Origin of the sequence: Anabaena sp. WFMT, assembly GCF_051781005.1 — a bacterium.
Lineage (GTDB): Bacteria > Cyanobacteriota > Cyanobacteriia > Cyanobacteriales > Nostocaceae > Anabaena.
This window is the reverse complement of sequence record NZ_JBPWOA010000052.1, coordinates 116,018-129,904: the sequence shown is the minus strand read 5'-3', so window position 1 is coordinate 129,904 and position 13,887 is coordinate 116,018. Positions and strand designations below refer to the sequence as shown.

Here is a 13,887-nt window from a genome sequence, read left to right as displayed (position 1 = left end):
ATAAGTTGATTCTTTTTTTCAGTTACTAATATTAACAGTTATGAAACGTTTACTAATAGTGTATTATTCACATTCGGGAGATGTGGATCGAGCAATAAAATCTTTTACGAAGTGTCTCAGTATCCCAGAAGTTGAAATTCACTGGGAGTGTATTAAAGCAAAGATTGATTATCCTTATCCTTGGAGTTTATTTAAATTTTTTGATGTTTTTCCAGAATGTATTAACAACGAACCACCGGAAATCTATCCACCGAAATTTAGTGAAGATGATAAATTTGATTTAGTGATTATTGCTTATCAAGTTTGGTTTTTGTCGCCATCTTTACCAATTCAGGGCTTTTTAAAATCTAAATATGCCCAAGTTTTACAGAATACGAAAGTTATGACGTTATTGGTGTGTCGAAATATGTGGCACTCAGCCTCAGAAACTATGAAGAAAATGATTGCTGATGTGGGGGGTATTCATGTTGATAATGTGGTTGTTACTCACCAAGGTAAACCTTTAGCCACATTTATTAGTACACCCAGATTACTGTTGACTGGGAAAAAAAATGGGCTTTGGGGGGTCTTACCTCCAGGAGGAGTAAGCGATCGCACAATTGATGACTTATCACGATTCGGCCAGCAAATAGCCAACAATCTCCCCGCGTTGAGCGATGGGTGTAGCGATGCCTACGGCGGGCAAAGCGATCGCTCAAATCAGCCCTTACTCAAAGGTCTAGATGCAGTTGAAGTCAATCACCGCTATGTCATTCCCGAACTAATCGGCCGGATGGCTTATCGTCCTTGGGCTAAAATCGCTCGTTTATTTGGCAAACAAGGAAGTTGGAGCAGACTACCAATCATCTGCATCTTTGCATTCCAACTCATATTTGCTATTCCCATTGTCCTTCTAGTTTCCACCATCATTCAATTTTTCTTAGCTCCACTGCTCAACAAACAAATAGCGTCTTATGTTCAACTCCTCAAATCCCCATCTGCTGTGGGTTAGAAGTGCATCATAACTCCTTAATTGCCAAAAATTACCTTTGTTAATTTGATTTTTAATCAACTTATTTGGAGAAGATTATGGCTTCAGCATACATCACAGGTTTAGGCGCTTTTTTACCTAATCAACCCGTAAATAATGAAGAAATTGAAAATGTTCTTGGGTTAATCAATAACAAACCTTCTCGCTGTAAAAATCGCATTCTCAAAAACAACGGCATAAAATCTCGACACTATGCTATAGATCCAAAAACTGGTAAACCAACTCACACTAACGCCCACTTAACGGCTGAGGCAGTGCGTATTCTTGCCAAAAATTCTAATTTGCCCCTTGAAGAAATTGAGTGTTTAGTGTGTGGCACATCATCTCCAGATCAACTTATTCCTAATCATGCTCTGATGGTGCATGGAGAACTTCAATCTCCCCCTTGTGAAGTTGTATCTACAAGTGGTGTCTGCTGCTCAGGAGTAACTGCATTCAAGTATGGATATATGAACGTGTTATCTGGCTTGACAAAAAATGCTGTCACAACTGGCTCCGAACTCGCATCAAATTTGTTAAAAGCAGCATACTTTCAATCGGAAATAGAATCAAAACTTCAGGAATTAGAAAACAAACCAGTCATAGGTTTTGAAAAAGATTTTTTAAGATGGATGCTTTCTGATGCAGCCACAGCAGTTTTGATCACAAATACACCTCGTCAAGATGGTATTTCCCTAAAAATAGATTGGATTGATTATATCTCTTTTGCAAATTCTCTGGAAACTTGTATGTATATGGGATGTGTGAAAAGAGCAGATGGTTCTGTACAAGGCTGGCGAGATGTCGAAAAGCTAGAAGACGTATGGAAACAGAGTTATTTAGCTCTCAAACAGGATGCCAAACTTCTAGGAGAAAATATTATTGATTATGGTCAAAAAGGTTTAGCAAAAGTTCGAGACAAATACAACCTCAAAGCCGAAGACATCAATTGGTTTTTACCTCACTACTCATCAGAATATTTTAGACAGGAACTTTATGACAAAATGGCGGATATTGGAATGCATATTACATATGATAAATGGTTTACCAATCTAACCACAAAAGGAAATACAGGTTCAGCTTCTATCTTCGTGATGCTAGAGGAATTGATGTCTTCAGGAAAAATTGAACGAGGCGATAAAATATTTTGCTTGGTTCCCGAAAGTGCTAGATTCTCATACGCTTATATGCACCTGACAGCCGTTTAATTTTTCATTGACTATACAAGCAGCCGTCAATCAATTTTGGATTTACGATTTTGGATTTTGGATTTACTCCACACTTTAGGGTGGAGCTTGAGGATTTTAGATTGGCGTTAGCGAAGTGTACGCAGCGCAGCGAGTATTTTGGATTAATTCTGCCCTGAAGAGGCGGGGCTTGTACCGAAAATTCCCAATCCAAAATCTAAAATCCAAAATCTAAAATTTTTCGGTCAGCGGTCAGCACTCAAAACTCCAGTTTGGAACACATGGAAGATATATTGACCCAGTTGGAAAGCCAAATCAATGCCACCAGTTTAAGAGTTATAAATGTAACTACTCCTGGTAGCGACTTGCTTTTGAAAAGCGAAGATAGTGAATTCATGTGGGGTCGCTCTGGAAATGATACCTTAATTGGTTTGCAACCTGGTGATAATCATCCCGATCAATTGCAAATTGATATCATGCTGGGTGATAGCGACTTAATGGCTCTGCAAAATGGTAGTCAATTTAACTGGAGCGATAGATTTGTTCTTGGTGATTGGAAACAGCCCTACTATACCGATGCGAAAGGACTCAACTTCGGTTTTAAGCAATTTGCTTCAATTTTAGACTTCAACCCTAAGCAAGATACTATTCAACTACACGGCCGCTCAAAAGACTACCAACTAGTAAAATCTCCTCTGGGTACGGCGATATTTTGGAAACACGGAATTGTACCTGACCTCATTGCTTTTTTGCCTGGAAGTTATCATTTAAGTCTTGATGGCAAATATTTCCAGTATGAGGGCTACACTCCACCACCTGCGCCTGTCCTCAAGAAGACTCAACAATTAGGATCTAGTGGTTTTGATTCCCTTGTCAGTTCAGCCACAGATCCTTATGGCAATCTATTTGTGGCTGGAGTTACAGGTGGTTCTTTAGGAGCAGCCAATGCTGGGTCTAATGATGTCTTAGTGGCCAAGTATGACAACAATGGCAATCAAAAGTGGATTAAACAGTTTGGAACTTCCCAGTCTGACTTTGCTACTAGCGTCGCCACTGATAACAAAGGTAACTTCTACCTGGGAGGAATGACAAAAGGCAATTTGGGGGGATTTAACCAAGGAGAAGGAAATTATGATATCTGGATAGCCAAGTATGACGGTAGTGGCAAGCAACAGTGGATGAAACAGTTTGGGAATGAGCTTGTTGATGCCTCCTTTGACATGAAAGTCGATCAGGATGGCAATGTCTACCTCACAGGATTCTCCATCGAGCAACAACAGCGAGGACTTTTTTTTCAGCCTGATGTCTTCACAGATGATCCTTGGGTAGCCAAGTATGACAGCAGTGGCAACCAGCAATGGTTTCAAAAGTTTGGCAGTTCCGCCTTTGACGAAGCTTACAGTCTTGCTGTCAGTAATGATGGCAGTGTCTACTCTACAGGGTGGACAATGGGTGACTTAGGTGGAAAAAATTCTGGTTTATATGATGTCTGGGTTGCCAAGAATGACAACAATGGTCAGTCGGAATGGATTCGACAGTTCGGCACTAAGGATTATGAATTTCCTAAGGGAATTGATACAGATAGTCAGGGTAATGTCTACATAACAGGATGGACTTTAGGTAATTTGGGGGGAAAGAATATCGGGTTTGAAGATGCTTGGATTACCAAATATGACAGCAATGGTAATTCTCTGTGGACTCGACAGTTTGGTACTAATGGTAATGATGCTGCCTTGGATATGAAGGTTGATTTAAATGGCAATATCTTTCTTGTTGGATATACTGACAACAATTTGGGAGGAAAGAATATTGGTTCTAATGATGCCTGGGCAGCTAAGTTCAACAGTAACGGTAAACAGTTATGGATTCAACAGTTTGGAACTTCTAAGTCTGATGTCGCCACTAGTGTTACCCTTGACCAGGCGGGTAATGTATTCGTGACAGGAACTACTGAGGGATCTTTAGGGGGTATCAATGCTGGGTCTGTAGATAGCTGGGTAGCCAAGCTCGACTCTAATTCAGGAAAGCTACAAGACTTGAGCGGGTCTCTAAAGCATGAGATTCAAAATGAAATACCTAGTTTTGGTGGTAGTGCTGATATCTTCGACAGCCATTTCCAGGATCACATCATTGATGGGGTGCTAGGGAAAAGTTTAGTATCAGGAAAGCTACAAGACTTGAGTGGGTCTCTAAAGCATGAGATTCAAAATGAAATATCTAGTTTTGGTGGTAGTGCAGATATCTTCGACAGCCATTTCCAGGATCACATCATTGATGGGATGCTAGGGAAAAGTTTGGTATCAGGAAAGCTACAAGACTTGAGCGGGTCTCTAAAGCATGAGATTCAAAATGAAATATCTAGTTTTGGTGGTAGTGCTGATATCTTCGGAAGCAATATCAAGGATAACATCCTCAATGGGGGTCTAGGGGGGAGTTCAGATTTATTAGCAGCGGGAAAATCAATAATATCTGATTTTGATGTCATGCTATCTACCAAACAGTAAACATCGGTGAACAATTAGAGGGTGTTTGAAAAGTTGGAAAAGGTATAATTTTTCATTCTGAGTGGAACGTATCCCTAACGGGATCTGAAGGAAAGAATCTAGGGTTTGAGCGATTACTCGGAAATGCTATAGCCTCCGGCACGCTCCGTGTTCACAAAGTGTCCCGAAGGGATACAGGTTTGTAAATATTTCTTCTTGATAATTTTTTTGGAGTATTTATGACAGAGATTATCAAACAAGTAGAAACAGATGAAGTATCTTCTGCCGTTCTTGAAGACAAAGTTAAAAAGCATTTAAAATTGAATGAAATCAACTATAAAAATAATACTGAATCCGATTACACGGAGAAAATAACAGAGCTAAAAAATAACTTCAACTATAGCAGAGACAGAGATTATTATTGGAGTGAACCTGAGCTTTCACTTTTATACGGTACTCCACTTTACGAAGCAGCTTCCTCAACCCAAAAAATTGCCCTTAATCATCTTTTTTGGGTTGGAGGTTATAACCTTACTGCTGCTAGTGAAACTAATACTGCTCTTTACAATCAAATCACCAGCAGCGTTTTTTATGGTCTAGGTGGCTACGAAACTCTCTGCCATGAATTAGATATGGAAACTTCTCAGGAACGCTATCATATTAAGGCTTTTCGCACTATTGCAAATATGACTGAGATAGGTCTGCTAGGTGATGTTATCATTGGCAACCCTTTCTCAGGAAAAGAATCTCAGCTAATGCAAGGAGGAATGATTGGGCGTTTATCACCTGGAATTATGCGACATTTATTTAGTTTCAATTGGGGTAGTACACCTTTTTTGGCATCCCAGTACTATACCTTACGCTTCATCGCTAATATGATTCTCAAACTTACAGAATATAGTCGCTCCCAGTATTTCAAAAAGTTAGAAAAAAAAGGTGAGTTTATTCCTGTTCCCCTAGCCGTTTCTCATTATCATTTCTTAGATGAATCTTTCCATACTACCACTTCTCAATTGATTGCTCACGATTTGTATAAGGACTTCCCCAAGCCAACAGCCTATGAAAAATTCATGGCTAATTTGTCAATTTACATGATGCAATTAACTGTTCTCAATACGTTGTCTGGAGTTGCAGTCGGGAGCTTTTATCCAGATAAACTATTGATTATGCCTTTGATCTACAAAATACTAAAAACTCCTCTATTTGATATGTCTACTGAAGAAGCTCTCTCTTGGATAGAGAAATGCTTCTGTCATGAACATGAAGGTTTTCATGCTGTATTTAAGTCTCATCAACGTCTCTTGTCAGAATTGCGGCGGTTTTTTCAAGATATTGACTATCTGTGGCCGGTTAACCGCGAAATGCGCGTTATGGCTTCAGGTGGCTCGATTAGTCAGGCCATCCAAAATAATATTCAGGGCTTTGAGCAGTTTTCTCGGTCTGCTACCTGATTCATTGCACTAATTAGCGATCGCAGGCATCTCACAAAAAATAAAATCCCGGAAGTGAGATGCTCCCCATTCCTAGAAGTTGACTTATGAAAGAATTCAAAATTCCTAAACCCGCTGAACAGGTAATTCCTCAGCTAGACAATCTGTTCAAATCACTTTTATTGATCAGTCTGCTCATCAGTTCCTTTGCTTTAGCCCAGATTGGTGTCACCGCAATTGATGCTTACTTCCAGGTTCATCCTCAACCAGCACATCTGGTCGTTAAGTGGACATTTGTGATGGTTTTGGCAGTATTTAATTGCTTGCTGCTAACAGGTATTGCAGTTATTGCACATGAAGGTATTCATGGAGTGTTATTTAAAAGTAAGTTTTGGAATGACCTCTGTGGTGGAATCATGACTGCTTTAGTTTTATTGCTCCCTTTTTATGCCAATCGGCATTTTCATTTAACCCATCATCGTTACACTCATCAACCAGGACTAGATCCTGAGGAAAGATTGCATAACCACCCTTTTTGGTATGCATTTATGATGGGAGGATTAATCGCTCTTTATGATCACTATACAATAGTTGCATCTCATTTATTGGCTGTATTTTCTCATAAGTGGAGTAAGGCGTATCGAGGTCTAAAAGATATTTTTTTTGTGGGATTAGTTACGGCTTTCTATTTTTATCTTCTGCCACTAGTAGGGATTTCTCTTTCATATACAGTAATTCCCACGTTTCTATTAGCGCCAATTGTATATTCTTTCCGTTCTTTATGCGATCATTATGCTTTTGTAGCTGCTCTTTCACCTGTTGCTCAAAAAAGCATTGATCTGGAAGCTGACACGGAGGATGAGTACAAGAACCTTGAAGCTGACCAACTACAAGTTGACAGTTGGGTGGTATTAACAAACCCTTTGATGAATTGGTTATGGAGCCACATTAATTATCAGCAAGTGCATCATCGGTATCCTTATCTCTCTCACCAATATCTTCCTGATATTTTTGAAGCTACTAAGCACACACAACCCTATGCGGTTGTGAAAGGTTATTTCCGTTGTTTGTTGAATTTAAGAAATATGCAATATTACTCCAGCCCTGAACAGATAAAACCGTTCCTTTATGAAATGAAAAGAGTGTAGGGGTTAGAGGGTTGAGTAGAACGTCGCTCAATTCTAGGAGACTTCCAACTAAAAAAATATCCCGTCGTTGTGACGGCAGGGGGGCAGGGAGCAGGGAGCAGGGGGAAGAAAAGTCGCTTTGATTTGGTGAAATTGGATCATCTTTTTTGTGGAGTTCTCTAGAAAATTAATTTAAATCTGCAAGAAAATTAAATTTTTACAAGTTCTATGAACCTTTCTGAAAAAACGCTGCTTATTTCTGGAATCAGTGGGTTTATCGGTTTGCACGCTACTGAGTTTGCTCTCACAAAAGGAATGAAAGTCCGTGGGCTGCAACATTCCCAAATTCAAGCTGAAAAAGCGCAAAAACTAGGCGCTGAGGTAATTGTTGGTAGTGTCACTGATCCTGCTGCTGTCCAAAAGGCTTGCCAAGATGTGGATATAGTTCTACATACGGCTGCTATTGTCAAAGAACATGGGTCACTCAAGGATTTTCGTGAGGTCAATGTTGGTGGAACAGTTAATATAGCTAAAGCTGCTAAGAATGCAGGTGTCAAAACCTTTGTTCATCTCTCCAGTGTTCTAGTCTATGGTTATAACTATCCCAATTATGTCACTGAATCCGGTCCAATTTTTGCTGAGAATCATCCTTATTGTCAGACAAAAATAGAAAGTGAAAAAGAACTTTTGCAACTCAATTCGCCACCTGATTTTAATATTATTATCCTCAGACCAGGAGATGTTTACGGGCCTAGGAGCTATCCTTGGGTAGTCCGACCACTCGTAATGATGCGCCAAAAAATATTTCTGTTGGCAAACAATGGACAGGGAGTGATAAATCATCTCTATGTGGACAATCTCATAGATGCGATCTTTCTGGCTATGGAAAAAGAGGCCTATGGAGAAGTTTTTAATATTACTGATGGACAAGAGACTTCTTGGCAAGAATATTTTACGCGTTTAGCTGATATTGCTGGGTTGCCGGTACCTTCTTCTCTGCCTAAAAATGAACTCAAACTGCTAATTCAGTTGCGCTATCAAGGACAGAAGCTTTTAGGTAAGAAAGTTGATATTGTGCCGGAGACTTTAGATTTTATCACTCGCCCCTATGCTTATTCGGTTGCTAAAGCCGAGAAATTATTAAACTATAAACCAAAAATTGATTTGGAGGAGGGAATGCGACGCACCCAGGAATGGCTACAAAAAGTGGACTTGAATGTTTTAGATAAGTAGGTAGAACGATGAACTATAAACACGATGTTCCTATTCAGCCGATTACAGATTCAGAAAGTCTTCCTTTTACCTGGGAACGCCTCATTCCTAAACAGATACCAAATGATCCGGCTAGTCAAAAGCTTTTTGAGATCCATCTCCGGCGTTATGAAACCGCAGCACGCTATGTAAAAGGGAAAAGGGTTCTGGATATTGCTTGCGGTACAGGATACGGTAGTCAGATGCTTCGTCGTGCTGGTGCGATCGCTGTGGTAGGTGTAGATATCTGCCCAGAGACGGTACAATATGCCAGAAAGCACTATCAAGAGAATAATGTAGAATTTGTTTGTGCTGATGCTCTTGCTTTCGAGTGGAAGGAGCATTTTGATGTTATTGTTTCTTTTGAGACGATAGAACACGTCCTCCATCCTGACAAATTTCTGGATCGTCTCCGCTATCTTCTGCTTCCAGAAGGTAAGTTGCTACTGTCAGCCCCACTCGGTGAAACTCGGCATATAGATCCCTATCACCTCCATGCATTTAGTCAGGAGGATGTGTTTGCACTACTTGAAAAAGCAGGTTTTTTGGTAGAACAGTACCGTTGTGATGATTGGTGTCTGACTCGTAGGGATCTTCTGCTTTGGAGACAACTCTATCCAGCCGCTAGGCCAAATATGCGTGAACAGTTTTTGACTCTCAGAGGATGGCAACTTCTGCGCGATTTTTGCTTTCGGGGCGTTATTAATGTGCCTGAATTCATGGTTGCAGCCCAAGCAATCAAAAATCCGGTTGTTGAGAAGCGTCAAACTCCAACACACCTGGATTAATTAAGGCAAAAGGCACGGTTTACTCGTAATTGCATTTTTTAAGCGGATATCTTTTGTATTTTTACAAAAAATATAGGTATTTTTTAAGCTTTTAGCGATCGCTACGGCGAGTGTAGCAATTGCTATTTAACTACAAATAGTTCCATGTTTGTAACACTAGTATGTTACAGTGTAAAATGCAAACAACCAGCTTGAATACGACCGTATATTTTCTACTGTTAGTACTTGTGCGTAGACAACATTAAATCACATCCCAGTATAAGTAAAAATAATATCTGAGAACCTGTTAGTTTAAATATTTAATCGGAGAATAAATGTATTTTTTAGTACAAAATATTGCATATCTCTCGGTTAATTATAGGTTATGAAGTGATAATTACGAAGCTTAGATTAAATACATTAAACCTTTAGCCAGACTACTTTTACGTCTTCTCCATCAAGCAATTCTTATGTTGTTTATCCCCTCTCAGTAAAGGCATAAGAGTTAAGTAATACTATATAGATAGTGTTACAGAATGCTATCCGTGGTTATCTACGATTTTGTCAAGCTCAGGCAGGTTTCAAATTTTTACATAAAAAATATTTTATATTTATACACCACTGTTTTATTATTGTTATGATGTCATACAGCAGTAGCAAAACCACCTAAATCTTCTTAGGTTGTCAGGTGAAAAAAGCAGCTTTGACAACAGCACAACCTCCAAGTATTTATATTTAGATACTTGAGATGTGAATAGCTCAATTAATGATATTTTTCCATTACTATATGGTTACAAAATTATCTAAAAGCTATTGATATCTTTTTAGTATGTGCATTAAAGAAGCTATGTCAGTATTGGCAGTTTTATTCAAGTAACTGATTCAGTTATGCGACTAGTGACTTAATGTCTGATTACTTCGGAGCTTGTTGACATTGAATGGCCTTGAGTCATCAAATTAAACGCGCTTCCAGTCAGTAGCCAACGGAAACAACAATAAATATTCAATACATCCCGTAAGAAACAGTGAAGTATCAAACATCCAAGTTTTACCGTTCTTTAGTTGCGATCGCATTATTAGCCAATGGTTCTTTCCAACTACTAGCACCTGCAATGGCAGAAGGAACTACCGCAGGTGAAACTATTAGCAACACCGCCACCGCAACTTACGAAGACCCCAATAGCCCAGGAACAACCTTAAATACCACCTCCAACACCGTCACCATCACCGTTGCAGAAGTCGCAGGTATTACCGTTTCAGCCGCAGGAATAGTAGATGACAACGGTGGAACTGTAGGAGTTGGAGACCTATTAATCTACACCTACACCGTCACCAACGTTGGTAACGACCCGACCACATTCCGTATTCCTAACTTAGCCACCACCACTGGTCCGGGTACAGTATCAGGAACCTTACCCGGTGCTACTACAGCTAATAATCTCCAATACAGCACTGACGGCGGCACAACTTGGATAGAAATTACTAATACAGAGGCAATCACACCCTCAGTTGCTCCTAACGGCACTGTATTGGTTCGTGTGCCAATAACTGTACAAGCAGGCGCTCAAACCGGTGACTCTATTGGAGTTACCCTAGGTAACACCCCTGGTAATGCTCAAAACCAACTTCGCATCCCAGATGGTGGTGACGTATACACAGTAGATAACCCCGATGGTACTACTAATGAAGCAGCTGGCGCACCCATCAACGGGACACGGGAAGCCAGCGCCGTTCAGGATATTCAAGTTGGTGTCACAGCAAAAACTTACGCATTAGCTACCATTCTCAAAGTGCGTAGTGATTACGATAACAATGCAACTGTAAATAATATTACAGATGACACACTAACCTATGATTTAGGTTTGCGCGTAGAAAGCAATGATATCACTGGCAGTGGTATTACGCCAGCACCTTTAGCCGGTACAACCATCAATGTTGACACTGCTGATGGTTCTTATATCCTCGTTTCTGATGCCATTCCCGCAGGTACACAACTAGCAGCAGCACCCACTCCGCCTACTGGTTGGGACGCAGTTTATACCACATCTGATGCCGCAACGATTAATGCCAATGCAGCACAATGGAAACGCTTCCCCTTACAAGGTGCTGATACCTTGGCAGGTATCACCCGCGTTGGTTTTATCAACAAAACCAATACCATAACTTCCATTGCTCCTGGTACAACAGTCAATGGTTTTTCGATTCAGTTAGCGATGCCAACTGCGACTTCACCATTAAAAGTCATCAATATCGCCCAATTATTTGGTCAAACACCAGGTAATAATCTCCCAGTTTACGATGAATCCGGTGACCAAAATCCCAGTAACTTCGATGGTTCTACACCTCCTGTTGGTACAGATACGAATGCTGATGGTCTTCCCGATGATATAACTAATAATGTTACTGATGGCTTAGTAACTGACGCAGAACTAGCAGCAACGGGAACAGATACAGCCAACAATAATACTGGTACTGGTGAAGGTGGTGAAGCCAACGTCTTCGATGTAGTAGTAGTTGGAGCAGCATCAGTTCTCAACGGGCCACAGGGTGTACCAGATGCCATTGGTCCAACTGATAATAATGATGACTTCACCAATAAATCAGCCCTTGTTCCTGCTGGTACTGCACCGGGTTCTACACTTGATCCGCAGTCAGTTGGGTTCACTAATACTCTTCAGAACAGTGGTACCAGCCCAGGTGATATCACACTAGCGCCAACCGCACCAGCAAATCAATTAGACTTGCCTGATGGAACACAGGTAACTCTTACCTATAATGCCCAATCTATTATCTATACCTACGATCAAGGAACAGGAACTTTCACCACCGCTGGTACACCAATTACAATCCCAAATGTTGCTCCTAATGCAACTATTAATTATGGTGTAGAAGTTAATTTACCAGCAGGTACTCCATTATCAACTGATACTATCGCCCAGTATGGAGGTGATACAGAATTTGGCTTCCCAGTCCCCATCACTGCCACAATTGATGTAGCAGGTACTACAACAACAAATACCACTATTGACCGGGTATACACTGGTTACTTGAAACTGGTAAAACTCTCACGAATTTTACAAGGAACTGGTCCAGCAGTTGGTACAGGTCAAGATGATTTTGAGTCTACACCTGCTGTCAATGGTATTGATCCTAATTCAACTGTTACTGATGTACTCAGAACTCCAGCACCAGGCAATATTATTGAGTACCTAATTCGGTACACAAATATTTCTGATGCCCAAGCTGGTTCAGGTAATGTGATTTTGAACGCTGACAAAATTGTGATTACTGAAGATGGCACTACAGGCACGAACAACTGGGCTTTAGATAATGACACTAATGGTCAAAGTGATACTAGCAATATTATTGGTTCAGCCCAAGATTCAGGTGCTTCTACTATCAACTTCTTTAGTGGTAATCCAGCTACCACTGCTAGTATTGATCAAACTGGTACAACAGTGAATACTGATGTCACAAAATATATCAATCAAGTCACAGGAATAGTTGCACCAGGTGTCCAAAGAACATTCATTTTCCAACGGAAGATGAATTAATCTTGTGTCTGTCTGAATACTGATCATATCTGTTTGGTTTGGTAATGAGTAATTGAAAAAAGCAACTACCAACTAAACCAAACTGATCATAAGTAATTAGCCAGACTTAGTGAAACTTATATCCAGCGTTGCTGATACTATTAGGACTAAAGCTGCGTGTCACACTAAAAATCTGTTGTAGGGTGTGGTTCGGCAAGCTCACCAACCACGTCAGACTGCATAAATCCTGCAAATAAACAGATTATTGATATCTGACGCACCTTACCAATGTGCCAGTTGCGTAAGTCCTGACTATCAGCAACGTTAATGTTGGAAAAGTCTAAGGTTGTATCAAGAAAATCCTTTTTTAAGGGTAAAATAATCTTCTCAAAGTCTTCCTTAGAAAGGAGGATTTAGGAAGATTAAAATTTGTGAATACATCAGCCACAACTTTTCCAACATCCTCTCAAAATACAATCAGCAAATTAATCAAAGCAGGTAATAACAATGAAACAAGTTTATATTGCCAGTATTGGTGCAATTTCCTTGATGATGGCAGCACCATTAATAGGTCAAATTCCTGGTGTAACTTCTCTCTTTCAGTTAGAAAGTGCAACTGCTCAAAATAGTAAGAATCAATCACAACTACAGTTGCAGTTAGTAGCAGAAAAGCAAGTAGAAACGCAGGATCAACAAGGTAATAAAATCAAGAAATGGGAAGCTTTGAAAAATCAAGCCGTGGTCAAACCAGGGGATGTATTGCTATATACATTAAAGGGAGAAAATAAGAGCGATCGCCAACTCAAAAACCTCACTTTAAATCAACCCATACCCAAACAAATGTCCTATGTCTTGAAAAGTCTTAATACTAGCAGCAATACCACTATCACCTACAGCATTGATGGTGGACGCAGTTTTGTCAAAAATCCCACTATTAAAGTTACCCTTCCTAACGGAACAGTAGAAACTAAACCAGCACCAGCAACTGCTTATACTAATATCCGCTTACAAGTACCAACAATTGCAGCTAAAACCACATTTAAAGCCACTTATCAAACCCAAGTGCGCTAATCATAAAAAATTTGTAATGGGTAAACACT

At 40.0% G+C, this 13,887-nt stretch carries 9 protein-coding genes; all 9 read left to right on the top strand.

What is annotated here, in order from left to right; translation table 11 throughout:
• Nucleotides 1-40 precede the first annotated feature (40 nt).
• The 9 genes from ACSQ6I_RS25185 (at nt 41) to ACSQ6I_RS25145 (ending at nt 13,858) form a co-directional block, all read left to right on the top strand.
• A complete protein-coding gene (locus tag ACSQ6I_RS25185) occupies nt 41-991 on the top strand; it encodes a hypothetical protein (RefSeq protein WP_438892970.1) in 951 nt (316 codons plus the stop codon).
• A gap of 77 nt (nt 992-1,068) precedes the next feature.
• Nucleotides 1,069-2,217 carry a beta-ketoacyl-ACP synthase III gene (locus tag ACSQ6I_RS25180; protein WP_438892969.1) on the top strand — a complete coding sequence of 383 codons (1,149 nt, stop codon included), beginning with the start codon at nt 1,069-1,071 and terminating at the stop codon, nt 2,215-2,217.
• Between the two features lie 260 nt (nt 2,218-2,477).
• Nucleotides 2,478-4,700 (top strand): SBBP repeat-containing protein, encoded by a 2,223-nt coding sequence (locus tag ACSQ6I_RS25175; RefSeq protein WP_438892968.1) that lies wholly within the window; start codon nt 2,478-2,480, stop codon nt 4,698-4,700.
• Between the two features lie 218 nt (nt 4,701-4,918).
• Nucleotides 4,919-6,130: a hypothetical protein gene (locus tag ACSQ6I_RS25170; protein WP_438892967.1), complete on the top strand. Its 1,212-nt coding sequence runs from the start codon at nt 4,919-4,921 to the stop codon at nt 6,128-6,130.
• Between the two features lie 86 nt (nt 6,131-6,216).
• Complete coding sequence (locus ACSQ6I_RS25165) at nt 6,217-7,257, top strand: fatty acid desaturase family protein (protein ID WP_438892966.1); 1,041 nt, start codon at nt 6,217-6,219, stop codon at nt 7,255-7,257.
• A 207-nt stretch (nt 7,258-7,464) separates the two neighbouring features.
• Nucleotides 7,465-8,469, top strand: a complete 1,005-nt coding sequence (locus tag ACSQ6I_RS25160) for an NAD-dependent epimerase/dehydratase family protein (protein ID WP_438892965.1) — start codon at nt 7,465-7,467, stop codon at nt 8,467-8,469.
• A gap of 8 nt (nt 8,470-8,477) precedes the next feature.
• On the top strand, nt 8,478-9,275 hold the full coding sequence (locus ACSQ6I_RS25155) for a class I SAM-dependent methyltransferase (protein ID WP_438892964.1): 798 nt from the start codon (nt 8,478-8,480) through the stop codon (nt 9,273-9,275).
• Between the two features lie 1,004 nt (nt 9,276-10,279).
• Complete coding sequence (locus ACSQ6I_RS25150) at nt 10,280-12,808, top strand: beta strand repeat-containing protein (RefSeq protein WP_438892963.1); 2,529 nt, start codon at nt 10,280-10,282, stop codon at nt 12,806-12,808.
• Between the two features lie 486 nt (nt 12,809-13,294).
• Nucleotides 13,295-13,858: a hypothetical protein gene (locus ACSQ6I_RS25145; RefSeq protein ID WP_438892962.1), complete on the top strand. Its 564-nt coding sequence runs from the start codon at nt 13,295-13,297 to the stop codon at nt 13,856-13,858.
• Nucleotides 13,859-13,887 lie beyond the last annotated feature (29 nt).